The following is a 22583-nucleotide window of genomic DNA, read 5'->3' on the forward strand; positions in this document are numbered from 1 at the left end:
ATTCATGCTGGTGTGTGGGGAACATACAAGGAGCTGCCGAAGGCTGCGATCTTTTTCTATGGGGTTACAGAGATTCCAGGCATCCCGCCAAATCATTGCCCAACTTTTCCAACACCTGCTCATAGCCCTGAGCCGTCGCCGGGGTGTACCCGCCCAACGCATCCAGTTCCGCCAGCTTCACCGGCAGGCCAGCCACCAGTGTTTCCGCCAGGCGCGGACGCAATGGCGGTTCGCTGAACACACAGGTCTTGCCCACTTCCTGCAAACGCTTGCGCATCGCCGCGACGTGCTGGGCGCCGGGTTGTACTTCGGCGGCCACCGCGAACACCCCGGCGTGCTTCAGCCCATAAGCGTCTTCGAAATAATCGAAGGCTTCGTGGAAGACGAAGTACGGCTTGCCTTCGACATTGGCCAGGCGCTTCTTCAAACGCTGATCCAGCGCATCCAGACGTGCATCGAAGGCTTTGGCATTGCTCTGATAACGCTGGGCATTGGCCGGGTCGGCGGCGCTGAGGTCGGCAGCCATTTTGTCGGCGATCACCCGCGCATTGACCGGTGACAGCCACAAATGTGCATCCAGCGAGCCGGGGCGATGATCGTGATCATGCTCGTCGGCTTCTTCGGCATGGGAATGGTTGTCCGCGCCGAAATGCCTCAGGTTGAGGCCAGGCAGATCCTGCACCGCGACGCTCGGCAGGCTGCGACCGCCGAGTACGCGCGGCAGGAAACCTTCCATGTCCGGGCCGATCCAGTAGAGCAGATCGACCGACTGCACCTTCCGTACGTCGGACGGGCGCAGGGCGTAATTGTGCGGCGAGGCACCCGGCGGCAGCAGCACCTCGGGAATCGCCACGCCGTCCTGCACGGCAGCGGCAATCAACTGCAACGGCTTGATGCTGGTGAGCACTTTGACCTCGGCCTGAGCCGTACCGATCAGCAGAAAAGTGGCAATAAAAGCCGCAAAAACAGAAAAAAGTCGGGACACGATGACCACTCAAGGAAGCGAGAACGGGTAACATAATAACGTCTCCAGCAAATCTCGTCGCCGCTCATGCCTATTACCCCTATTACCCCTATTGCCAGCCGTCCCCACGACCACTCCCATTGCGTGCACAGCGCTCTGTCCGAGGCCGATACCTTGTGCGCGCAGAAAGGTTTGCGTCTGACTGCCCTGCGCCGCCGCGTGCTGGAACTGGTCTGGCAAAGCCACAAGCCGCTGGGTGCCTACGACATCCTCGCGGTGCTCAGCGAGCAGGACGGCCGCCGCGCCGCGCCGCCTACGGTGTACCGCGCACTGGATTTCCTGCTGGAAAACGGCCTGGTCCATCGCATCTCGTCGCTCAACGCCTTCGTTGGCTGCGTGCATCCTGAACACGCGCATCAGGGCCAGTTCCTGATCTGCCGCGAGTGCCACGCCGCCATCGAACTTGAGCAAAAAGTGATCAGCGACGCGATCATCAGCAGCGCCAAAGACGTCGGTTTCATCGTCGAAGCGCAGACCGTCGAAGTGGTCGGCCTGTGCGCCGGTTGCCAGGGGGCCTGATGAGCAATGCGCTGATCCGTCTGGAACAGGTCGCCGTCACGTTTGCCGGGCAGACCGTGCTGGACAACATCGAGCTGAGCGTCGAGCCGGGGCAGATCGTCACCCTGATCGGCCCCAACGGCGCCGGCAAAACCACGCTGGTACGCGCCGTGCTCGGGCTGTTGAAGCCAAACAGCGGCAGCGTCTGGCGCAAACCGAAACTGCGCGTCGGCTACATGCCGCAGAAGCTGCATGTCGACCCGACCCTGCCGCTGTCAGTGCTGCGCTTCCTGCGCCTGGTGCCTGGCGTCGATCGTTCGCGTGCCCTGGCCGCATTGAAGGAGGTCGGCGCCGAACACGTGATCGACAGCCCGGTGCAGAGCGTTTCCGGCGGCGAAATGCAGCGCGTGCTGCTGGCTCGGGCACTGCTGCGTGAGCCTGAGCTGCTGGTGCTCGATGAGCCGGTGCAGGGCGTCGACGTGGCCGGGCAGGCCGAGCTGTACAGCCTGATCACCCGGCTGCGCGACCGCCACGGTTGCGGCGTGCTGATGGTGTCGCACGATTTGCATCTGGTGATGAGCACCACCGATCAGGTGGTCTGCCTCAACCGCCACGTCTGCTGCTCCGGGCACCCCGAGCAGGTCAGCGGCGATCCGGCATTCGTCGAACTGTTCGGCAAGAACGCGCCGAGTCTGGCGATCTATCACCACCATCACGACCACGCCCACGACCTGCACGGTTCGGTGGTCAAAGGCCCGCTCAGCGGGCAACCTCATGTTCATGGAGACGGCTGCAAGCATGGCTGATTTTCTTTTGTATGCCCTGCTTGCAGGTCTGGCCCTGGCGCTGGTGGCCGGACCGCTCGGCTCGTTTGTGGTGTGGCGGCGCATGGCCTATTTCGGCGATACGCTGTCCCACGCTGCGTTGCTCGGCGTGGCGCTGGGCTTTCTGCTGGACGTCAGCCCGACGGTGGCGGTGACGGTCGGTTGCCTGCTGCTGGCGGTGCTCTTGGTGACACTGCAACAGCGCCAGCCGCTGGCGTCCGACACGCTGTTGGGAATTCTTGCACCGAGCACGCTCTCTCTCGGCTTGGTGGTACTAAGCTTCATGCATGAAGTGCGGATCGACCTGATGGCCTATCTGTTTGGCGACTTGCTGGCAATCAGTCCGAGCGACCTGGCGTGGATTCTCGGCGGCACCGCGGCGGTGCTGGTGTTGCTGGTGACGCTGTGGCGGCCGTTGCTGGCGGTCACCGTGCACGAAGAACTGGCGCGGGTCGAAGGCTTGCCGGTTGCGGGTTTGCGCTTGGCGCTGATGCTGTTGATCGCGGTGGTGATCGCCGTGGCGATGAAAATCGTCGGGGTGCTGCTGATCACTTCGCTGCTGATCATTCCGGCGGCTGCGGCACAGCGTCACGCCCGTTCGCCGGAGCAGATGGCCTTGGGGGCGAGCCTGCTGGGCATGCTCGCGGTGTGCGGCGGGCTGGCGTTGTCGTGGTTCAAGGACACCCCGGCGGGGCCGTCGATCGTGGTGACGGCAGCCGCGCTGTTTCTGTTGAGTTTTGTTCTGCCCCGTCGTGGGGTGTAGACTTGGCCGCTTTTTGCGCAATTAGAGAGTCGCAGGAATGAAGCCGTTCGCCTCCCGTTATCTGCTCCTTGTCGCATTTTCCGTGCTGCTGGGCGCCTGCCAAAGCACGCCGCCGGTGGCTGAAGTCCCGGATGCGCGGGCTACGGCCATCGCACAGCTGGAGCAAAGCCTGGCCAGCAGCGAACTGGCCACCGCCGAAGACCAGTTGGCCGCGTTGCAGGCCGCGACCCCCAACGATCAGTCCCTTGAGCAGTACCAGCGGCAGCTGGCCGAAGCGTACCTGCGCCGCAGCCAGATCGTTCTGCAAAAGGGCGATGTCAACGCTGCCGCCACCGCGCTCAGCCGCGCCCGTGCTCTGATGCCCAAGGCGCCAGCGCTGACCGGCGGCGTCAACGGCGCGATCACCGAAGCGCGCAAGGCCGAGCTGGAAAAGGCTGAGGCCGCGCTGCTGGCTGCCGAAGCCAGGCCGAAAGCCAAGGTCATCGATCCGACCGCCGAGAGCACCACCGTTGCGTTGAACATCGGCGATATTCACAAGCTGCAACGACAACTCGATGCGATCGCCGCCGATGTAGTGAATTACGAATGCGCCGTCAGCATCCAGGCGCCGCGCACCGCGGATTATCCGTGGCTGGCGACCTTGCTGAGCAAGCGAGTCAAGAAGCTCGATCCTGATTTTGATTTGCAGATCGAGAAGCAGATCTTGCGCACAGTGCCGGCGCAGATGGTTTTAAGCCCGCGCAAGCCATAAAAAGATCGCAGCCTCCGGCAGCTCCTACATGGGATTGAGTACATCCTGTAGGAGCTGCCGAAGGCTGCGATCTTTTGCTTTTACGCTGGAATCGCCTTGGCCTTAGGCTCTCGCGCCCAGACCCGATGCTCGCCGATCGCGGCGAAGAACGGCTTGGTCAACGCGCCCACATCCGCGCCCTGCAACAGCCCCGCATCCGCATCGAGCTTCAGCAAGTCCTGCAACTGCTTGGCCTCGCCGTGCAGCGCGATCGCCTTCAGGTGCTTGTACGCTTCCAGCAGGTAATGCAACGCCACTCCATCACCGCTCAACGCAGTAATCGACGCCGCGCCACCCGGCACGAATACCGCGTCGAAAGCGATCGACGGCATGCCTTCCATCGACGCATCCACCGGCAATGCCTTGCCGTCAGCGGCTGTCACTGGCGCCGAGGTCGGGCCGAGCAGTTTTGCGTGAGCGCCTTCGGCTTCCAGCGCTTTCTTCATCGCATCGATGGCCGCAGCATCAACTCCGTTGGCCGCGAGAATCGCCACCTTGCGCGTCTTGATATTGCCCGGCAGCAGGTTGGCCTGGCTCAGCGCTGGCGATTGCTCCAGCGAGGTCTTGCGCACTTCGACCGTGCCTTTGGCTGGCGCCGGCAAGCCGAGGTTTTCCGCCACGCGTTTGGCCAGGGTCAGGTCGATATTGGCAAGGATCTCGTTCACTTCACGGGCACGGATGAACTCACGCTCGACCTTGCCCAGCTCGAAGCTGTAGGCAGCGATGATGTGCTCTTTCTCGTGGTCGCTCATGCTGTTGAAGAACAAGCGGGCCTGGGAGAAGTGATCGCTGAACGATTCGCTGCGCTGACGGATCTTCGCTGCGTCGATGCGCTCCGGGTAGCTCTCGAAACCACCGTCCTGTGCCGCCGGCGGGGTTTCTTTCGGCCAGCCGCCGTCGATCGAGTTTGGCTCGTAAGAAGCGCGGCCCTTGTCGATGGTGGTGCGGTGCTGCGCGTCACGCTGGCCGTTGTGGAACGGCGCCACCGGACGGTTGATCGGCAGCTCATGGAAGTTCGGCCCGCCGAGTCGGCTGATCTGCGTATCGGTGTAGGAAAACAGCCGACCTTGCAGCAGCGGGTCATTGGAGAAGTCGATGCCTGGCACGATGTGGCCAGGGCAGAAGGCGACCTGCTCGGTTTCGGCGAAGAAGTTGTCCGGGTTGCGGTTCAGGGTCATTTTGCCCAGCGGCGTAATCGGGACGATTTCTTCGGGGATGATCTTGGTCGGGTCGAGAATGTCGAAATCAAAGTCGTGTTCGTTCTCTTCTTCGACGATCTGCACGCCCAGTTCCCACTCCGGGTAGTCGCCCATCTCGATCGCTTCCCACAGGTCGCGACGATGGTAGTCGGTGTCTTTACCGGCGAGCTTCTGCGCCTCGTCCCACACCAGCGAGCAAGTGCCGGCGGTAGGGCGCCAGTGGAATTTGACGAAGCGTGATTTGCCCTCGGCGTTGATCAGGCGGAAGGTGTGTACGCCAAAGCCCTGCATGCTGCGCAGGCTTTTCGGGATCGCCCGGTCGGACATCGCCCAGATGACCATGTGCGCCGATTCCGGCACCAGCGAGACGAAGTCCCAGAACGTGTCGTGAGCCGAGCCGCCGGTGGGAATTTCGTTGTGCGGCTCGGGTTTCACCGCGTGGACGAAGTCCGGGAACTTGATCGCGTCCTGAATGAAGAACACCGGCATGTTGTTGCCGACCAGGTCGAAGTTGCCTTCATCGGTAAAAAATTTCACCGCAAAGCCACGCACGTCACGCACGGTATCGCCGGAACCACGTGGCCCCTGCACCGTGGAAAAGCGCACGAACACTGGCGTCCTCTTGCCCGGATCCTGTAGGAAGCCGGCCTTGGTCAGTGCTGCATGGTTCTCGTAGGTCTGAAAGAAACCGTGGGCGCCGGTACCGCGCGCATGGACGATGCGCTCTGGAATGCGCTCATGGTCAAAGTGCGTGATCTTTTCACGCATGATGAAGTCTTCCAGCAGCGACGGCCCGCGCGGCCCGGCTTTGAGGGTGTTCTGGTTGTCGGCGATCTTCACGCCCTGATTGGTGCGCAGTGCCTGACCGGTGGCGTCGGAACGGAATTCTTCCAGGCTGTCGAGCTTGGCATTGGTGTTGGCGCGATCCGGGGTGTCGGTCCCGGCCATTTCGCTTTTAGCAGGTGCAGGCTTTTTGATGCTCATCAGACGTAAACTCCTCGTTTGGCCCCGGATGCCTTCCGCAGACCCTTGAGTGATTCCCGGGCACGGCACCCAGGGTTTCAAGTCGCTTAACTAGTGACTGATGAGGCGCTCGGAGCGTTCCTTTTTTATGACCTTTGATCTTGTTATTGCCAAATCGAAGGTTAATTGCGAAATAAATGCTAAGAACCTCTATACGGACAGGCTAAAATGCGCGCCCGGCTAACCGCTGATCCTTTTCCAACGCGCCCCACAAGGTTCGCTACGTGATCGAGTTTCAAAACGTCCACAAGACTTACCGCGTCGCCGGTAAGGATATTCCCGCGCTGCACCCGACCAGTCTCGCCATCGAGAACGGCCAGGTGTTCGGCCTGATTGGCCATTCCGGTGCGGGCAAAAGTACCCTGCTGCGGCTGATCAATCGTCTGGAAGATTCCAGTGGCGGCAAGATCATCGTCGACGGCGAAGAAGTCACCGCACTGGACGCCAACGGCCTGCGCCGTTTCCGCCAGCAGGTCGGGATGATCTTCCAGCACTTCAACCTGCTCGCCTCCAAGACCGTCGCCGACAACGTGGCCCTGCCGCTGACCCTGGCCGGTGAGTTGTCGAGCAGCGAAATCAACCATCGCGTGGCCGAGCTGCTGGCGCGGGTCGGTCTGTCCGACCACGCGAAAAAGTACCCGGCGCAATTGTCCGGCGGTCAGAAGCAACGCGTCGGCATTGCCCGTGCGCTGGCGACCAAGCCGAAAATTCTGCTGTGCGACGAGGCCACCAGCGCCCTCGACCCGCAGACCACGGCATCGGTCCTGCAACTGCTGGCCGAAATCAACCGCGAACTGAAACTGACCATCGTCCTGATCACCCACGAGATGGACGTGATCCGGCGCGTCTGCGATCAGGTCGCGGTGATGGACGCCGGCGTGATCGTCGAGCAGGGTCCGGTGGCCGATGTGTTCCTGCATCCGCAGCACCCGACCACCAAGCGTTTCGTCCAGGAAAGCGAGCAGATCGACGAGAGCGAACAGCGTGACGATTTCGCCCACGTGCCGGGGCGTATCGTGCGTCTGACCTTCCAGGGCGAAGCGACCTACGCGCCGTTGCTCGGCACCGTCGCCCGGGAAACCGGCGTCGACTACAGCATCCTCGCCGGTCGCATCGACCGCATCAAAGACATTCCGTACGGGCAACTGACCCTCGCTGTCACCGGTGGCGACATGGAAGCGGCGTTTGCCCGCTTCACCGCCGCTGACGTTCACATGGAGGTGTTGCGCTAATGGAAATGTTTGACGCTGCAATCAAGCAATACGACGCCGCGATAGAAGCCATCAAACTGTTCTTTCAGAACATCGACTGGCTTGAAATCGGCCTCGCCACCAACGACACCATGCTGATGCTCGGCGGTTCGCTGCTGTTCACCGTGCTGCTCGGCCTGCCGCTGGGCGTGCTGCTGTTTCTCTGCAGCCCGCGTCAGTTGCTGGAGAACCGGGGTCTCTATGCAGTCCTGTCGGTTATGGTGAACATCTTGCGTTCGCTGCCGTTCATCATTCTGCTGATCGTGATGATCCCGTTCACCGTGCTGATCACCGGCACCTCGCTGGGTGTGGCCGGGGCGATCCCGCCGCTGGTGGTGGGCGCCACGCCGTTCTTCGCGCGTCTGGTGGAAACCGCGCTGCGCGAAGTTGATCGCGGCATCATCGAAGCGACCCAGTCGATGGGCGCGACCACGCGGCAGATCATCATGAACGCCTTGCTGCCGGAAGCCCGTCCGGGCATCTTCGCAGCGATTACGGTGACAGCGATTACACTGGTGTCCTACACGGCGATGGCCGGTGTGGTCGGCGCCGGTGGTCTGGGCGACCTGGCGATCCGTTTCGGCTACCAGCGTTTCCAGACTGACGTGATGATCGTCACCGTGGTGCTGCTGTTGATTCTGGTGCAAGTGCTGCAAATGGTTGGCGACCGTCTGGTCGTGCATTTCTCGCGCAAATAAGCGGTTTTTTAATCAAGAGGCGCGGGCCATTCGCTGGCGGGCGCCCTCACAAGGAGTTAGCTGAATGAAAAAACTGATCGCTGCTTTCGCCGCTGTTGCGGCGTTTTCGGCCCACGCCGAGACTCTGACCGTTGCCGCCACCCCGGTGCCGCACGCGGAAATCCTCGAATTCGTCAAACCGGCCCTGGCCAAGGAAGGCGTGGATCTGAAGGTCAAGGTCTTCACCGACTACATTCAGCCGAACGTACAGGTCGCTGAAAAGCGTCTGGACGCCAACTTCTTCCAGCACCAGCCGTACCTCGATGAGTTCAACAAGGCCAAGGGCACCAGCCTCGTCGCCGTGACCGGCGTGCACCTGGAGCCGCTGGGTGCTTATTCGAGCAAGCTCAAGGATCTGAAGGACCTGCCCGGTGGTGCCAACGTGGTGATCCCGAACGACGCCACCAACGGCGGCCGTGCGCTGTTGCTGCTGGACAAGGCTGGCGTGATCAAGCTCAAGGATTCAAAAAACATCCTGTCGACCGTCAAAGACATCGCCGAGAATCCGAAAGACCTGAAGATCCGTGAACTGGAAGCCGCGACCATCCCGCGCGTGCTGACTCAGGTTGATCTGGCGCTGATCAACACCAACTACGCGCTGGAAGCCAAGCTTGATCCGTCCAAGGATGCGCTGGTGATCGAAGGCAACGACTCGCCGTACGTGAACATCCTCGTGTCCCGCGCGGACAACAAGGACAGCGACGCGATGAAGAAACTGGCTGCTGCGCTGCACAGCCCGGAAGTGAAGCAGTTCATTACCGAGAAGTACAAAGGCGCGGTGTTGCCGGCGTTCTGAATCAGGTTGCTGCAATGAAAAAGGGGACGCCAATGGCGTCCCCTTTTTTGTGTCTGGTGCCTGGCTTGCGACCTGCCTTGAAGCTTCCCCTCACCCCAGCCCTCTCCCGAGGGAGAGGGGGCCGACCTTCAAGCTTTTCGAGCCTGAGATCGACTCACAATTGCAGGTCGGCGCAATTCGAATAAACACCTCGGTCAGTCCCCTCTCCCTCTGGGAGAGGGTTAGGGTGAGGGGCTTTTTAGCTTTTGAACTGTCACTTGCGCTCAAGCATCGCCGGCAACTGCGCCACCAGCTTGGCATTGTTCAACGGCGCGCGAATAAACCCGCGCTGCGTGCCGTCCGGGCCGATCACGGCGAGATTGCCGCTGTGATCCACGGTGTAATTCGGCTTGCTGGTATCGGCGGGAATGAACGGAATGCTCACCGCGTTCGCCACCTTCTGCAGTTCCTCGATAGATGAAGGCGTCAGGCCTATGAACTGCGGATCGAAATAGCCCAGGTACTGCTTCAACTGCTTCGGCGTGTCGCGGTTGGGGTCAACGCTGACCAGCACGATCTGCAATTTATCCACAGCCTCTTTCGGCAATTCACTCTTGATCTGCCGCAGTTGCGCCAGGGTGGTCGGGCAGATGTCCGGGCAGAAGGTGTAGCCGAAGAACAACAGACTCCACTTGCCTTTCAGCTCATCGATGGCAACCGGTTTGCCGTCCTGATCGGTCATGGTCACGTCCGGCAGGTTGCGGCTCTGCGGCAGCAGGATGATCCCGGCGTCGATCAGCGCAGTCGGGTCGCCCTGGCCTTTGCCGTTCAGCACTTTATTCACGGTAAGCCCGAGGATCAGCGCGATCACGGCGACGAGGATGAAGACGGTTTTCTGGGTTCGGGTCATAGGTTCAACAGTAAGTAGTGGTCTACGAGCAGGGCGATGAACAACAGGAACAAGTAATAAATAGAGTACTTGAAGGTGTTGATCGCCGCGTGCGGCCGAGTGCCACGGTACAGCACCACGGCCCATTGCAGAAACCTCGCGCCCAACGCCAGCGCACAGACCAGATACAGCACGCCGCTCATGTGAATCACGTAGGGCAAGAGGCTCACTGCCAGCAACGCAAAGGTGTACAGCAGAATGTGCACTTTGGTGTAGTGCTCGCCATGGGTCACCGGCAGCATCGGAATGTCGGCCTTGGCGTATTCCTCCTTGCGATGAATCGCCAGTGCCCAGAAGTGCGGCGGGGTCCAAGCGAAGATGATCAGCACCAGCAACAGCGGTTCGGCGCTGACATGGCCGGTGGCGGCAGTCCAGCCCAGCAGCGGTGGCGCGGCACCGGCGAGGCCGCCGATGACGATGTTCTGCGGCGTCGCGCGTTTGAGGAAACCGGTGTAGACCACCGCGTAACCGAGCAGCGAGGCGAGAGTCAGCCAAGCGGTCAGCTGATTGGTGAAGGTCAGCAGCAGCGCCTGGCCGAGCAATGCCAGCACCAGGGCGAAGGTCAGCGCCGCCACAGGTGAAACCCGGCCTTCGGCCAGCGGCCGTTTGTGCGTGCGCGCCATTACCGCATCAATGCGCCGATCGACCACATGATTGACCGCCGCCGCACCGCCGGCGCACAAGGCAATGCCCAGATTGCCAAACACCAGCACTGTCCACGGCACGCCGGCGCGGGTAGCGAGGAACATGCCGACCAGCGAGGTGATCAGCATCAGCACCACGACTTTCGGTTTGGTCAGCTCCAGATAATCGCGCCACAGCGCTTGCGCTGCACGCTCGCCGATCAGACTCGCCATGGCGTTTCTCCTTTCAATGCGATGGGCGCGACGACAGGTTTGTGCGCACTCAAGCGCCAGCGCGCCAGCACCGGTTGGTTCACCCGCAACAGGCTGGTGCGCGCGTGATAGTTGACCAGCACCAGAGTCAGCAACAGCGCCGCACCGCCAGCGTTATGGGCGACGGCCACTGGCAGCGGTAGATGAAACAGTACGTTGCTGATGCCGAGGGTGATCTGCGCGGCAAGGGCGATCAGCAGCAATCCGGCCAATCGGGTCATGCCTACCGCTTTCAACTGCCACGCCAGACCGAGCAGCACGACCGTCACCAGCAGAGCGCCGATGCGGTGGGTCAGATGAATCGCCGTGCGCGCATCGCTATCGAGTTGTCCGCCGAGATAATTCGGGCCGATGTGCTGGGTCAGGTGGAAACCGTTGGCGAAGTCCGCCGGCGGCAGCCATTGGCCGTGGCAGGTGGGGAAGTCGATGCAGGCCACCGCTGCGTAGTTGGAACTGACCCAGCCGCCCAAGGCGATCTGGCCGATCACCAGCAGCAGGCCCGCCGTCGCCCAGTATTGCAGGCGCTTGGGTACGGTCAGCGCCGGCAGCACGCCGGACAACCTCAGCGTCAGCAGGAACAGCAGACTCAACGTGGCAAAGCCGCCGAGCAAATGCCCGGTGACCACTTGCGGCCAAAGCTTGAGCGTCACCGTCCACATACCGAACGCCGCTTGGGCGATGACCACCGCCAGCAGAAACAGCGGCAGTTTCACCGGCTGGCCCGGATGGCGCCGGTTGACCCAGGCGCGCCCGGCCAAAACTGAAATCAGCAAGCCGAGGGTGCCGGCGAAGTAGCGGTGGATCATCTCGTTCCAGCCCTTGTGCGCCTCCACTGGCGCGTCAGGGAAATGCAGTTCGGCATGGGCCAGTTGCGCCTCGCTTTTCGGCACGCTGATAAAGCCGTAGCAGCCTGGCCAGTCCGGGCAGCCGAGGCCGGCGTGGGTCAGGCGGGTGTAGGCGCCGAGCAGCACGACAATCAGCGCCAGCAGGGTGGCAAACAGCGCGAGGCGAAATCCAGGTTTGGCCATGACGATGCCCTCATCCGATGTTCGACAGTTTCAGCAGATGCCGCAGGTCGTTAAGCAGATCCTTGCCCTTCACATTCGGCTCGTAACGCAGCACCAGATTGCCGTGCGGGTCGACGATCCACAGCTGCGGCACAGCTTTATCGCCGGTGGTCCTGGCGAACACCCCGGCATCCAGCGGATAGCGCTGCAACTGCGGATATTCACGGTCGAGTTTTGCGGCGTAATCAGCGCTCAGTGGTTGCGCGGCGGCGAGGGCGTGGCTGGCGCGCCCGGCTTCGCGGCCGAGGCTGATCTGGATCTGCCGCGCCAGATAAACCAGTTGCTGGCAATCGACGGCACAATCCTTCGGCGCCGTGACCAGAATCTGCCAGCGCTGCTCATCGGCCTGCACGCCGAGGTCGGCGCGGGTCTGGCCGTTGCCGATCAGCTCGCCGTGGTAGCTGCGTCCTTCCGGCACCCAGAACTGCAATTTGTACATGCCGGTGGCGAGCAGCATCGGCCCGACCACGCCAAGCACGATCAGCAACAATTGAATGCGCCCGCGCCGGCGGCTCGGAACGGGTTTGGCCTCAGACATGCTGGGTGGATTCATGGCGCTTCCCATGGCGTTTCTCCTTTGCGTGGTGCCAGCCGAAATAGAGGTAGAGCCCGAGCAACGCCGTGGCCATGGCGAACCATTGCACGGCGTAGCCGAGGTGTTTTTCCGGGCCCATCGCGACTACCGGCCAATCGGTCTGGTAGCTGGCCGGGCCGGGTTCGGCGCGTAATTCGTAGGCGAAGCCGTCGCGCTCCAGGGTTTGCCACAATTTGCCCGGCTCGACGGCGGTAATGGTTTGCGGCCAGACATGGCTGACCGGATCGGCGTGCAACTGGAACGTTGCGCCGGGGGCGACATAGACCCAGGCGTCGAGCGTCAGCGCCTCGGCCGGTGTCGTGAATTGCGGTGGCACGCGTCGATCGGGCCATGGCAGCCAGCCGCGATTGACCAGCAGCCACAGACCGCTGCGTTGATCCTGAAACGGTTGCAGCAATTCGACGCCGACCTTGCCGCCACGCTGGCGGTTGTCGAGCAACAGGGTATGGGCGGGGTCGAACTGGCCGTGCAGGCGCACGCGGCGGTAAGCCGGGTCGGCGCTGGCGAGCAGTTCACTGCTGGCCAGCGGTTCGGCCACGCGACGTTCGGCATAACTGGCCAGCAGCGCGGTTTTCTCCGCCCCCCGGCCCAGTTGCCAGAAGCCCAGTGCAACCATCAGCGGCAGCAACAGCGCCACCACGACAGTAGGAATCACGCCCGGGCGAAAGCGCTTCATGGGCGCGCCATAAAGTCAGTCATCGCGATCGCTATACTCAAGTGCATCGCCTGTCCCCCGGAGTCTTGCCATGTTCAAAGCAGCGATCGTCCTGATGCTGATTGCCACGGTCGTCAGCCTGTTCAGCGGCCTGTTTTTCCTGGTCAAGGACGACAGCAGCTCCAATCGGCTGGTCATCGCCTTGAGTGTTCGGGTGGCACTGGCCGTGGTCACCGTCGGCCTGATGGCCTGGGGTTTCTACAGCGGCCAGTTGGTGTCCCATGCGCCTTGGTAGCGCCAGCAGTCAGAGGACGTAAACGAAGAAGAACAAGCCGATCCAGACCACGTCGACGAAGTGCCAATACCAGCTCGCCGCTTCGAAACCGAACTGGTGCTCGTTGTCGAAATGGCCTTTCATGATGCGCATCAGCATCACGAACAGGATGATCGTGCCGATGGTCACGTGGGCGCCGTGGAAGCCGGTAAGCATGAAGAACGTCGCGCCGTAGATGCCCGAGCCGAGGGTCAGCCCCAGCTCTTGGTAGGCGTGAATGTATTCCTCGGCCTGGAAGCCGAGGAACGCGATGCCCAGCAGTACGGTAATCGCCAGCCACAGTTTCAGTGCGCCGCGATGGCCTTTCTTCAGCGCATGGTGGGCGATGGTGATGGTCACGCTGGAGCTGACCAGCAGGATCGTGTTGAGCAGCGGCAGGCCCCAAGGGCTGATGACATCCTTGGGCGGTGGGAACAGTTTCGGGTCGGGGTTGTTCAGCAACGGCCAGACATATTCGAAGTTCGGCCAGAGCATTTCCGACAGGCCCTTGCTGCCTTCGCCGGCCAGCCCCGGTGCCGACACGACGCGGATATAGAACAGTGCGCCGAAGAAGGCGACGAAGAACATCACCTCGGAAAAGATGAACCAGCTCATGCCCCAGCGGAACGAGCGGTCCAGCTGTGGGCTGTACAGCCCCGCGCGACTTTCCTTGATCACCGCACCGAACCAGCCGAACAGCATGTACGCCAGCAGCAGGCCACCGACGAAAAAGATCAGTGGGCCGTGGGAATCCGGGCGTGCGGCCTTGAGATCGTTGAACCAGGTGGCGAGGCCGTACACGGTGACGAACATCCCGAGCGTGGCGATGATCGGCCATTTGCTCTGGGCCGGGACGTAATAATGCTCATGAGTTGCCATTTATTGTTCTCCTTATCGGCCACGCTCAACCGCCAGTGTTAACAGCCACCGGCGGATGTCGGGCGGTGATATCGAACAGCGTGTAGGACAGCGTCAGGTGCTTCACTTCCTTGGGCATGTCGCGGTCAACGATGAAACGCACCGGCATTTCGATCTGTTCACCGGGCTGCAGCACCTGCTGGGTAAAACAAAAGCATTCGGTCTTGTGGAAAAACGCCGCCGCGTTGCTCGGCGCGATGCTCGGCACCGCTTGCGCGCTCATCGGTTTGTCGGTGGGATTGCGCGCGATGAACACCATTTCGTTGACCGCGCCGGGGTTGGCGGTCAGCTCGTCGTGTTTCGGGTAAAAGTCCCACGGCATGTCGGCGGTGTTGGTCGAGAGAAACTGCACGCGCACCTGGCGGGAGGTGTCGACCACTTGCTCGCCTGAGTACTGGCTGCCGGTCTTGCCGTTGATGCCGAAGGCTTTGCACATCACGTCGTAGATCGGCACCAAGGCAAAACCGAAGACAAACATCGCCACCACCACCAGCAGCAGGCGGGTGACGAGTTTCTTCAGCGAGATCGAGTCAGCCATGATTCATGTTTCCTCGTGTTCCCTGGTGGCCGGTGAAGCTTTTGTGGAGAGGGGATCTGTGTACATCCACAGGAGATCTGTGAGCATCCACTGGGGATCTGTGCCTCTGCACACATTGCAAAAAACAGCAGGTGTTCATTTCACTTCCGGCGGCGTGGTGAAGGTGTGATACGGCGCTGGCGACGGCACGCTCCACTCCAGCCCTTCGGCACCGTCCCACGGTTTCGCCGGGGCCGGTGCGCCGCCACGGATGGTCTTGATGACGATGAACAGGAAGAAGATCTGCGTGGCGCCGAACATGAATGCGCCGATCGACGAGACCATGTTGAAATCGGCGAACTGCAGGTTGTAGTCCGGAATCCGTCGCGGCATTCCCGCAAGACCGACGAAGTGCATCGGGAAGAAGGTCAGGTTCATGCCGACGAACGACAGCCAGAAGTGCAGCTTGCCGAGGGTTTCGTCGTACATGTGCCCGGTCCACTTCGGCAGCCAGTAATAAGCCGAGGCGAAGATGCCGAAGATCGCCCCCGGTACCAGCACATAGTGGAAATGCGCGACGACAAAGTAGGTGTCCTGATACTGGAAGTCCGCTGGGGCGATCGCCAGCATCAGCCCGGAGAAACCGCCAATCGAGAACAGGATGACGAACGCCACGGCAAACAGCATCGGTGTCTCGAAGGTCATCGAGCCTTGCCACATGGTGCTCGCCCAGTTGAACACTTTCACACCCGTAGGCACGGCGATCAGCATGGTCGCGTACATGAAGAACAGCTCGCCCACCAGCGGGATGCCGACCACGAACATGTGGTGCGCCCAGACGATGAACGACAGGAACGCGATGCTCGCCGTGGCATAGACCATCGAGGTGTAGCCGAACAGCGGCTTGCGCGCGAAGGTCGGGATGATCTGGCTGACCGCGCCGAACGCCGGCAGGATCATGATGTACACCTCGGGGTGGCCGAAGAACCAGAATACATGCTGGAACAGCACCGGGTCACCGCCGCCGGCAGCACTGAAGAAACTGGTGCCGAAGTGAATATCCATGAGCATCATCGTCACGCAGCCGGCCAGCACCGGCATCACTGCGATCAGCAGAAACGCGGTGATCAGCCAGGTCCAGACGAACAGTGGCATTTTCATCAGGGTCATGCCGGGCGCGCGCAGGTTGAGGATGGTCGCGACTACGTTGATCGCGCCCATGATCGAACTGATGCCCATCAAGTGGATGGCGAAGATGAAGAACGTCACGCTTTCCGGCGCGTAGGTCGTCGACAGCGGCGCATAAAAGGTCCAGCCGAAATTTGGCCCGCCACCCGGGGTGAACAGCGTCGAGACCAGCAGCAGAAACGCCGCCGGCAACAGCCAGAAGCTGAAGTTGTTCATCCGTGGCAGGGCCATGTCCGGCGCGCCGACCATCAGCGGAATCATCCAGTTGGCGAGGCCGACGAATGCCGGCATCACCGCGCCGAACACCATGACCAGACCGTGCATGGTGGTCATCTGGTTGAAGAATTCCGGCTGCACGATCTGCAGGCCGGGCTGGAACAGCTCGGCGCGAATGACCATGGCGAACGAGCCGCCGAGCAGGAACATGCAGAAGGCAAACCACAGGTACAGCGTGCCGATGTCCTTGTGGTTGGTGGTCAGCACCCAGCGCATCAGGCCTTTGGCGGGGCCGTGGGCGTGGTCGGCGTGACCGTGGTCATCGATGACAGCGCTCATGGCCGGTCTCCTTCACGAAAGTGGACGGGGCGGGCCGGAGCGCGCTGCCCCGACCGGTTCACTGAATACGCAATTGACCGGCTCATTTGCTTTCCGCCTGTTTCAGCTCCAGCACTTCTTTTGGCGTGACCATGTCGCCCTTGTTGTTGCCCCAGGCGTTACGTTCGTAAGTCACGACCGCTGCGATATCGACTTCTGACAGCTGTTTGCCGAACGCCGCCATGGCGGTGCCGGGTTTGCCGTGGTAGACGATGCTCAGGTGATCCTTGATCGGCCCGGTGGCGATTTTCGAGCCCTTGAGCGCCGGGAACATCGGCGGCAGGCCCTGGCCTTCAGCCTGGTGACAGGCCACGCAAGTGGTGTGGTAAACCTTGTCGCCGCGCTCCTTGAGTTCGTCGAGGGTCCATTCCTTGCTGGTCAGTTCTTTGAGCTGCGCGGCCTCGGCCTTGCGCTCGGCGAGCCATTTTTCGTAGTCGGCCTGTTCCTTGACCTCGACCACGATCGGCATGAAGCCGTGATCCTTGCCGCACAATTCGGCGCACTGGCCACGGTAGAGACCGGGCTTGTCGATGCGCGTCCAGGCCTCATTGACGAACCCGGGAATCGCATCGCGCTTGACCGCAAACGCCGGCACCCACCATGAGTGAATGACGTCAGCCGAGGTCACCAGAAAGCGCACCTTGGCGCCGATCGGCAGCACCAGCGGCTTGTCGACTTCGAGCAAGTAATGCTCGCCCTTGGCTTCCTTGTTGTGGATCTGCTCGGCGGGGGTGGCCAGGTTGCTGAAGAACTCGACGTCCTGGCCCAGGTATTTGTAGTGCCACTTCCACTGATAACCGGTGATCTGGATATCGATGTCCGGCTCGCTGGTGTCGTACATCTTGATCAGCGTCGCGGTGGCCGGCACGGCCATGGCCACCAGGATCAGCAGCGGCACGATGGTCCACATGATCTCGACGCCGGTGCTTTCGTGGAATTTGGCCGCGACCTGGCCAGTAGAGCGGCGGTGCACCATCATCGACCAGAACATGGCGCCGAAGACGATGATCCCGATCACCACACAGATCCAGAAAATGGTCATGTGCAGGTCGAATACTGCGTGACTGATTTCAGTCGCTCCAGGCGCCATATTCACAGTCCATGCCGCGTTGGCCGGGCTGAAAATCGACCACAACAGGAGTCCCATCCAGACATGTGGATGTCGCATCATTGCGGGTTCCCCTTATCGTTCTTGTTATCCCGCCGGCGTATCGCCTGCGGCAAGGGAGCGGCTGCATCAGACTACGAACTTGAATCGCCGGGCCTTGCTGCGGGTGCAGTCGGGCGTCATCAGCTAACTCCATTCATTGGCGAGTATAGACAGCGCCCGGGAATTGCAACCCGGGCACGTAAATGAGCTGAAACACCCGGCGCTTGCGTTCAAGTGCCCGAATGGAGAAGGATGCAGACGAGTGGTGGCGAATGGATATAACGCAGCTGCATCAAGGATGAAATAATTATGACAAATGCGTCTTAGCGTTTTTCGTAAGCCAGCTAAGTTATGTCTTCCCTATTTCATTGCCTTGTTTCCTGGAGTTTTCATGAACACCGCCGCATTGCGCGAGCAGATCCAAAAAGCCCAACAGCACGAAAAAGACACCGGCCTGCTGACCCGTCAGCTGGAAAGCAAGCTGCCTCACCTGCACCCGGCGATCCAGTTGCCGGAAGCCGACGCCCAGGGCGTGCTGACGCGTTTTGTCGCCGCCTACATCGATGAAGTACCGGACCTGCTGGATGCAGCCAATGAAGTCGCCAGGGAAGCGGGAATCGAATCGCAGATCAAACCGGTGCTGAAAATCGCCGAGCAGTATTTCCTCCAGCCGCCGGCGATCATGGCCGGACACGTCGGCCTGGACAGCCTGCTCGACGAGGCCTATCTGGCACACCGCTTTGTCGAAGAGGTCAACGACCTGTACATCAAGCATTTCGGCCAGCCATTGATCCCCTTGGACATGACGGTCGCCAACCTGATTGCTCACCAATTGATCGGTGAGGAATTTGCCAACCAACTGGATGAAGCGGTGCATCACGCGATCGACGAGATGCTCAACGAAGAGAGTTTTGCTTTGGAGTCGGTAGAAGCCTATCGCGAAAAACTCAGCAGCCCGGACACTGGCGCGGCGTGGAAACGCTGGCCGTGCATGAGCCGCCGGTTGGGTGTGGGGCTTGAGCTGGATCAGCCTGCTGCCTGATTTTCTTGTGTCATAAATCCAGTGTGGGAGCGAGCCTGCTCGCGAATGCGGTCGATCATTCAACATCTCTGTTGGCTGATACACCGCTTTCGCGAGCAGGCTCGCTCCCACAGGGTTTGCGTTTTGAGGTCGACTTCTAACCCGCCGCACCAATCCCGGTATTGGTCCGCACCCGGCCTTCCAGCCTGCGCTTCAACCCACGCGACTCGATCAACAGCTTCGACCCCTTCGCCGCATTCGCCCGGCCCCATTCCTCAAGCAACTCGAGACACGAATGGTCGATGTAGCTCAGGTTGTTCAGCGGCACATGCACTGTCGTGCCGTGGGGAATGCTGCCCAGCACTTGAGTCAGCGCGGGTACTTTGAGGAACGTCGCCGCGCCGACCAGACGCAATTCCATTTCGCCGTCCTGCGGCAGGTCGATCAGGCTGATTTTCAGGCGCGAAGCCTTGAATGCCAGTTTCAACATGGTCAGGCCGAAACCGATCAGCACACCGGTGAGCAGGTCAGTAAAAATGATCGCCAGCGCCGTCGCGGCGTAGGTGAACATTGGCATCCGCCCGTACCGACCCAGACCACGGAAAGCTTTCAGGTCGACCAGTTTGAAGCCGGTATACACCAGCACCCCCGCCAGGCTTGCCACCGGGATGCTTTGCAGCACGCTCGACAGCAACAGCACGAATGCCAGCAGCCACAGGCCATGGAAAATCGTCGAGTAGCGTGTGGTCGCACCAGCCTGAACGTTGGCCGAACTGCGCACGATCACCCCGGTCATCGGCAGCGCGCCGACCAGACCGCAGAGCATGTTGCCGACACCTTGCGCCGACAGTTCACGGTCGAAGTCCGAACGCACGCCGCTGTGCATGCGATCCACCGCCGCCGCGGACAACAGGGTTTCGGCACTGGCGATAAACGCCACGGCGAACGCGGCAATCAGCAGCGTCGGGTCGGCCAGATTCATCAGGTCGGCTGGCTTGAGCCAATCGATCGCCTCGGCCAGGTTCGCCGGTACCTCGACGCGCTTGACCTGCAACGCCAGCATCAGGCTCGCCACCGTCGCCAGACCCACACCGAGCAATGCGCCGGGAATGAAGCGCAGCGAATGCGGGCGGAATTTTTCCCACAGCCACATCACCGCAATCGTCGACAAGCCGAGCAGACCCGCCTGCCAGCCGAACGACGGCAAGGCTTGCGCTACGGCCGCCGGAAACGCCGTGAGGTTGTCGAGCCCGGAAGGCTGCGGCTTGGCATCGAGCATCACATGGATCTGCGAAAGCACAATCAACACGCCAATGCCCGCGAGCATGCCGTAGACCACCGCTGGCGCCGTGACGCGAAACCAGCAGCCGAGCTTCAGCCGCCCGGCGACCAGTTGCAGAAAACCGGCGAGCAGCAGGATCGGCCCGAGCATCTCGACGCCATGCTGGCGCACCAGCTCGAAAACCAGCACCGCCAGACCCGCCGCCGGACCGCTGACCTGCAACGGCGAGCCCGCCAGCCAACCGACTACCAGACCGCCGATGATGCCGGTGATCAGACCCTTGGCCGGCGGCAGCCCTGAGGCAATCGCGATGCCCATGCACAGCGGCAGGGCGACCAGAAACACAACCACGGAGGCGAGCAGCTCCCGTGGCAACACAGCTTTCAATTGAGCCGCACGCATGGCGATTCTCCCGAAGTTTTCTTCAGGCGTGGCGAGGCCGGGCCGCTGAATCAGCGGCCGGCGTCATACCACACAGATTGTTGGGAAGATTTAGAAGCGCGCTTTGGGCGTCGCCACAGGAATCGGATGGCTGCCGTCGAGAGGCAGGAAACGACCCTGGTCCGCGTCGTAAGCTTTGATTTCGCTGGTTTCGATGTTGTAGACCCAGCCATGGATGAACAGATGACCGTTCGCCATGCGCGAGGCTACCGAAGGATGGGTACGCAAGTGCTGCAGTTGGGCGATGACGTTTTCCTCGGTGAGGATCGGCATGCTGTCTTTTTCGTCGGTGCAGTTGCAGTTGTCGTGCACCATGGTTTTCGCGACTTCAGCGTGGCGCAGCCAGGCTTTGACCGTCGGCATTTTTTCCAGGCTGTCGGGGTTGAGTACCGCGCGCATGGCGCCGCAATCGGAGTGGCCGCAAATGATGATGTGTTGCACGCCCAGCGCCAGTACCGCGTATTCGATCGCGGTGGAGACGCCGCCGTTCATCTGACCGTAGGGCGGCACTACGTTGCCGACGTTACGGGTAACGAACAGATCGCCCGGTGAGCTCTGGGTGATCAGCTCGGGAACGATGCGCGAGTCGGCGCAGGTGATGAACATCGCCTTGGGCGCCTGAGCGGTGGCGAGCTTCTTGAACAGTTCTTCCTGCTGCGGAAAAACGTCATGGTGAAAGCGTAAAAAGCCATCAACGATCTGTCGCAGTGCTGCATCGGCGGATTGTGCTTCAGGGCTTTGCGCCGAGGCAGCCAACGACTGTTTATCCTTGTCACTCATGATTCATCCTCTTGTGCGGATTCAGGGAGTCTTCCCCGGTATTCCGGTATGAAGCCAGTGGCTGTTTAAACCATCCGGGTCATCCCGACCCGTCAGTCACTCGATGAACAAGGTAGCCGCCGAAACTTAACTGAAACTGAATCAAACGCTCTAGAACGTGTGTTCCAGGTCACAAAAAACGTGACTGGAGTGTTTCGGCGGAAGGATTCCAACCCGTCAACCCAAAGCCAATTGTCGCTAAATCAACGACATCTGGCGACCCGGCGGACAGAAGGCCGAGCAGTCGAGGTTATAGCCCTCGCGTTTGTTCAGGCCAAGCTTTTTGATGGCCTTGGCAAATCTTTGTGCGAGCAGGTCGGCAAACGGTCCTTCGCCGCGCATCCGCGCACCGAAACGGCTGTCGTAGAGTTCGCCGCCGCGACTCTGGCGGATCAGGCTCAGCACATGGGCGGCACGTTGTGGATAGTGCGCCTGCAACCACTCCTCAAACAGCGGCGCGACTTCCAGCGGCAGGCGCAGCATCATGTAGGCGGCGCTTTGCGCACCGGCGGTGTGGGCCTCGGTGAGCAGGCTTTCGATTTCGCTGTCATTGATCATCGGAATCATCGGCGAACACAGCACGCCGACCGGAATGCCTGCTTCACGCATGACCCGGATCGCGCGCAGGCGTGCCTTGGGCGCAGCGGCGCGCGGTTCGAGGATGCGTTTGAGTTCATCATCCAGCGTGGTCAGGCTGATCATCACCGTTACCAGCCGTTGCTGCGCCAGCTCCGTGAGCAAATCGAGATCGCGCAGAATCAGCGAACCTTTGGTGACGATGGTCACCGGATGTCGGTAGCGCAGCAGCACTTCCAGGGTCTGACGGGTGATTTTGTATTCGCGCTCGATGGGCTGATACGGGTCGGTGTTGGAACCAAGATTGATCGGCGCACATTGATAGCCGGGTTTGCTCAGTTGTTCCTCGAGGACCTGGGCGGCATTGGTCTTGGCTATCAGCCGGGTTTCGAAATCCAGGCCCGGCGACATGTCCCAGTAGGCGTGGCTGGGCCGTGCATAGCAATAGATGCAGCCGTGTTCGCAGCCGCGATAGGGATTTACCGAACGGTCGAAGGGCAGATCCGGCGAGGTGTTGCGGCTGATGATCGATTTGGCCTTCTCGATAATCACTTCGGTGTTTTGCGTCTCTGGCACTTCCTGATACCAGCCATCGTCCTCGGCCACCGAACGACTCGGCGCAAAGCGGTTGTGCGGGTTGGTTGCGGTGCCGCGACCGCGAGGTGGCAATGGAGTAGACATGAAAACGCCCCGATACTGTATATGCGCACAGTATCGGG

The 22583-nt window shown here is 61.1% G+C and carries 23 protein-coding genes; 9 read left to right on the forward strand and 14 right to left on the reverse strand.

Features of this window, described 5'->3' with window-relative positions; translation table 11 throughout:
* Positions 1-64: 64 nt before the first annotated feature.
* Entirely contained in the window at positions 65-985 is a 921-nt protein-coding gene (locus D8U82_RS25915) for a zinc ABC transporter substrate-binding protein (protein ID WP_125927306.1), read from the reverse strand.
* A 66-nt stretch (positions 986-1051) separates the two neighbouring features.
* Between D8U82_RS25915 and D8U82_RS25920 the strand changes: the two genes are divergently transcribed.
* The 4 genes from D8U82_RS25920 to D8U82_RS25935 are packed head-to-tail and all read left to right on the forward strand — an operon-like array spanning position 1052 to position 3860.
* Positions 1052-1543 (forward strand): Fur family transcriptional regulator, encoded by a 492-nt coding sequence (locus D8U82_RS25920; protein WP_125927305.1) that lies wholly within the window; start codon positions 1052-1054, stop codon positions 1541-1543.
* Positions 1543-2328, forward strand: coding sequence for a zinc ABC transporter ATP-binding protein ZnuC (znuC, locus tag D8U82_RS25925; RefSeq protein WP_130903242.1), 786 nt, complete (start codon positions 1543-1545; stop codon positions 2326-2328). Before D8U82_RS25920 ends, znuC begins: the two co-directional genes overlap by 1 nt.
* Entirely contained in the window at positions 2321-3109 is a 789-nt protein-coding gene (gene znuB / locus D8U82_RS25930; protein WP_016772340.1) for a zinc ABC transporter permease subunit ZnuB, read from the forward strand. The genes znuC and znuB overlap by 8 nt, the downstream gene beginning before the upstream one ends.
* Positions 3110-3146: 37 nt before the next feature.
* Positions 3147-3860, forward strand: coding sequence for a PA5502 family lipoprotein (locus D8U82_RS25935; protein WP_016772339.1), 714 nt, complete (start codon positions 3147-3149; stop codon positions 3858-3860).
* Between the two features lie 80 nt (positions 3861-3940).
* Here D8U82_RS25935 and katE read toward each other — a convergent pair whose 3' ends face one another.
* Positions 3941-6082: a catalase HPII gene (gene katE / locus D8U82_RS25940; protein WP_130903243.1), complete on the reverse strand. Its 2142-nt coding sequence runs from the start codon at positions 6080-6082 to the stop codon at positions 3941-3943.
* A gap of 263 nt (positions 6083-6345) precedes the next feature.
* Here katE and D8U82_RS25945 point away from each other — a divergent pair, with 263 nt between their 5' ends.
* The 3 genes from D8U82_RS25945 (at position 6346) to D8U82_RS25955 (ending at position 8904) form a co-directional block, all read left to right on the forward strand.
* The gene (locus tag D8U82_RS25945; RefSeq protein ID WP_073470783.1) at positions 6346-7353 is read left to right on the forward strand and encodes a methionine ABC transporter ATP-binding protein; all 1008 of its coding nucleotides are present in this window, start codon (positions 6346-6348) and stop codon (positions 7351-7353) included.
* Between the two features lie 5 nt (positions 7354-7358).
* On the forward strand, positions 7359-8069 hold the full coding sequence (locus D8U82_RS25950) for a methionine ABC transporter permease (RefSeq protein ID WP_172834041.1): 711 nt from the start codon (positions 7359-7361) through the stop codon (positions 8067-8069).
* 64 nt (positions 8070-8133) lie between these two features.
* Positions 8134-8904: a MetQ/NlpA family ABC transporter substrate-binding protein gene (locus D8U82_RS25955; protein ID WP_016772336.1), complete on the forward strand. Its 771-nt coding sequence runs from the start codon at positions 8134-8136 to the stop codon at positions 8902-8904.
* Positions 8905-9157: 253 nt separating this feature from the next.
* Here the strand turns inward: D8U82_RS25955 and D8U82_RS25960 are convergent, their stop codons facing one another.
* From D8U82_RS25960 to D8U82_RS25980, 5 genes are read right to left on the reverse strand one after another with little or no spacing between them, the layout of a single operon-like run.
* Positions 9158-9793, reverse strand: coding sequence for an SCO family protein (locus D8U82_RS25960; RefSeq protein ID WP_076564836.1), 636 nt, complete (start codon positions 9791-9793; stop codon positions 9158-9160).
* A complete protein-coding gene (cyoE, locus tag D8U82_RS25965; RefSeq protein WP_125927303.1) occupies positions 9790-10689 on the reverse strand; it encodes a heme o synthase in 900 nt (299 codons plus the stop codon). The genes D8U82_RS25960 and cyoE overlap by 4 nt, the downstream gene beginning before the upstream one ends.
* Entirely contained in the window at positions 10677-11756 is a 1080-nt protein-coding gene (locus D8U82_RS25970) for a COX15/CtaA family protein (RefSeq protein WP_125927302.1), read from the reverse strand. The genes cyoE and D8U82_RS25970 overlap by 13 nt, the downstream gene beginning before the upstream one ends.
* 10 nt (positions 11757-11766) lie before the next feature.
* Positions 11767-12360, reverse strand: coding sequence for a hypothetical protein (locus D8U82_RS25975; protein WP_056791251.1), 594 nt, complete (start codon positions 12358-12360; stop codon positions 11767-11769).
* Entirely contained in the window at positions 12326-13066 is a 741-nt protein-coding gene (locus tag D8U82_RS25980; RefSeq protein ID WP_125927301.1) for an SURF1 family protein, read from the reverse strand. Before D8U82_RS25980 ends, D8U82_RS25975 begins: the two co-directional genes overlap by 35 nt.
* A gap of 70 nt (positions 13067-13136) precedes the next feature.
* Here D8U82_RS25980 and D8U82_RS25985 point away from each other — a divergent pair, with 70 nt between their 5' ends.
* Complete coding sequence (locus D8U82_RS25985) at positions 13137-13340, forward strand: twin transmembrane helix small protein (protein WP_016772330.1); 204 nt, start codon at positions 13137-13139, stop codon at positions 13338-13340.
* Between the two features lie 9 nt (positions 13341-13349).
* Here the strand turns inward: D8U82_RS25985 and D8U82_RS25990 are convergent, their stop codons facing one another.
* The 4 genes from D8U82_RS25990 to coxB form a co-directional block, all read right to left on the reverse strand.
* Entirely contained in the window at positions 13350-14237 is an 888-nt protein-coding gene (locus D8U82_RS25990) for a cytochrome c oxidase subunit 3 (RefSeq protein ID WP_016772329.1), read from the reverse strand.
* 25 nt (positions 14238-14262) lie between these two features.
* Positions 14263-14814, reverse strand: a complete 552-nt coding sequence (locus D8U82_RS25995) for a cytochrome c oxidase assembly protein (protein ID WP_071173968.1) — start codon at positions 14812-14814, stop codon at positions 14263-14265.
* Positions 14815-14949: 135 nt separating this feature from the next.
* Positions 14950-16536 (reverse strand): cytochrome c oxidase subunit I, encoded by a 1587-nt coding sequence (gene ctaD, locus D8U82_RS26000; RefSeq protein WP_016772327.1) that lies wholly within the window; start codon positions 16534-16536, stop codon positions 14950-14952.
* 82 nt (positions 16537-16618) lie between these two features.
* Positions 16619-17746 (reverse strand): cytochrome c oxidase subunit II, encoded by a 1128-nt coding sequence (coxB, locus tag D8U82_RS26005; protein WP_016772326.1) that lies wholly within the window; start codon positions 17744-17746, stop codon positions 16619-16621.
* Positions 17747-18116: 370 nt separating this feature from the next.
* Here coxB and D8U82_RS26010 point away from each other — a divergent pair, with 370 nt between their 5' ends.
* Positions 18117-18767, forward strand: a complete 651-nt coding sequence (locus tag D8U82_RS26010; protein WP_024015006.1) for a hypothetical protein — start codon at positions 18117-18119, stop codon at positions 18765-18767.
* Between the two features lie 136 nt (positions 18768-18903).
* Here D8U82_RS26010 and D8U82_RS26015 read toward each other — a convergent pair whose 3' ends face one another.
* The 3 genes from D8U82_RS26015 to D8U82_RS26025 all read right to left on the reverse strand — a co-directional run bounded on the left by D8U82_RS26015 (position 18904) and on the right by D8U82_RS26025 (position 22545).
* Positions 18904-20430, reverse strand: a complete 1527-nt coding sequence (locus D8U82_RS26015) for a SulP family inorganic anion transporter (protein WP_016772324.1) — start codon at positions 20428-20430, stop codon at positions 18904-18906.
* Between the two features lie 90 nt (positions 20431-20520).
* Positions 20521-21249 (reverse strand): carbonic anhydrase, encoded by a 729-nt coding sequence (locus D8U82_RS26020; protein WP_016772323.1) that lies wholly within the window; start codon positions 21247-21249, stop codon positions 20521-20523.
* A gap of 237 nt (positions 21250-21486) precedes the next feature.
* On the reverse strand, positions 21487-22545 hold the full coding sequence (locus D8U82_RS26025) for a PA0069 family radical SAM protein (RefSeq protein WP_130903244.1): 1059 nt from the start codon (positions 22543-22545) through the stop codon (positions 21487-21489).
* Positions 22546-22583 lie beyond the last annotated feature (38 nt).

It is taken from the genome of Pseudomonas sp. Sample_23 (assembly GCF_004307595.1).
Lineage (GTDB): Bacteria > Pseudomonadota > Gammaproteobacteria > Pseudomonadales > Pseudomonadaceae > Aquipseudomonas > Aquipseudomonas atacamensis.

What these genes read in the sequence shown, in the direction of transcription:
- D8U82_RS25985 (WP_016772330.1), top strand. Translation starts at nt 13,137, where the DNA reads ATGTTCAAAGCAGCGATCGTCCTGATGCTGATTGCCACGGTCGTCAGC.
- D8U82_RS25935 (WP_016772339.1), top strand. Translation starts at nt 3,147, where the DNA reads ATGAAGCCGTTCGCCTCCCGTTATCTGCTCCTTGTCGCATTTTCCGTG.
- D8U82_RS25950 (WP_172834041.1), top strand. Translation starts at nt 7,359, where the DNA reads ATGTTTGACGCTGCAATCAAGCAATACGACGCCGCGATAGAAGCCATC.
- D8U82_RS26010 (WP_024015006.1), top strand. Translation starts at nt 18,117, where the DNA reads ATGAACACCGCCGCATTGCGCGAGCAGATCCAAAAAGCCCAACAGCAC.
- ctaD (WP_016772327.1), bottom strand. Translation starts at nt 16,536, where the DNA reads ATGAGCGCTGTCATCGATGACCACGGTCACGCCGACCACGCCCACGGC.
- D8U82_RS25960 (WP_076564836.1), bottom strand. Translation starts at nt 9,793, where the DNA reads ATGACCCGAACCCAGAAAACCGTCTTCATCCTCGTCGCCGTGATCGCG.
- D8U82_RS25970 (WP_125927302.1), bottom strand. Translation starts at nt 11,756, where the DNA reads ATGGCCAAACCTGGATTTCGCCTCGCGCTGTTTGCCACCCTGCTGGCG.
- cyoE (WP_125927303.1), bottom strand. Translation starts at nt 10,689, where the DNA reads ATGGCGAGTCTGATCGGCGAGCGTGCAGCGCAAGCGCTGTGGCGCGAT.
- coxB (WP_016772326.1), bottom strand. Translation starts at nt 17,746, where the DNA reads ATGATGCGACATCCACATGTCTGGATGGGACTCCTGTTGTGGTCGATT.
- D8U82_RS25980 (WP_125927301.1), bottom strand. Translation starts at nt 13,066, where the DNA reads ATGAAGCGCTTTCGCCCGGGCGTGATTCCTACTGTCGTGGTGGCGCTG.
- znuC (WP_130903242.1), top strand. Translation starts at nt 1,543, where the DNA reads ATGAGCAATGCGCTGATCCGTCTGGAACAGGTCGCCGTCACGTTTGCC.
- D8U82_RS25995 (WP_071173968.1), bottom strand. Translation starts at nt 14,814, where the DNA reads ATGGCTGACTCGATCTCGCTGAAGAAACTCGTCACCCGCCTGCTGCTG.
- D8U82_RS26025 (WP_130903244.1), bottom strand. Translation starts at nt 22,545, where the DNA reads ATGTCTACTCCATTGCCACCTCGCGGTCGCGGCACCGCAACCAACCCG.
- znuB (WP_016772340.1), top strand. Translation starts at nt 2,321, where the DNA reads ATGGCTGATTTTCTTTTGTATGCCCTGCTTGCAGGTCTGGCCCTGGCG.
- D8U82_RS25920 (WP_125927305.1), top strand. Translation starts at nt 1,052, where the DNA reads ATGCCTATTACCCCTATTACCCCTATTGCCAGCCGTCCCCACGACCAC.
- D8U82_RS25975 (WP_056791251.1), bottom strand. Translation starts at nt 12,360, where the DNA reads ATGGGAAGCGCCATGAATCCACCCAGCATGTCTGAGGCCAAACCCGTT.
- katE (WP_130903243.1), bottom strand. Translation starts at nt 6,082, where the DNA reads ATGAGCATCAAAAAGCCTGCACCTGCTAAAAGCGAAATGGCCGGGACC.
- D8U82_RS26015 (WP_016772324.1), bottom strand. Translation starts at nt 20,430, where the DNA reads ATGCGTGCGGCTCAATTGAAAGCTGTGTTGCCACGGGAGCTGCTCGCC.
- D8U82_RS25955 (WP_016772336.1), top strand. Translation starts at nt 8,134, where the DNA reads ATGAAAAAACTGATCGCTGCTTTCGCCGCTGTTGCGGCGTTTTCGGCC.
- D8U82_RS26020 (WP_016772323.1), bottom strand. Translation starts at nt 21,249, where the DNA reads ATGAGTGACAAGGATAAACAGTCGTTGGCTGCCTCGGCGCAAAGCCCT.
- D8U82_RS25990 (WP_016772329.1), bottom strand. Translation starts at nt 14,237, where the DNA reads ATGGCAACTCATGAGCATTATTACGTCCCGGCCCAGAGCAAATGGCCG.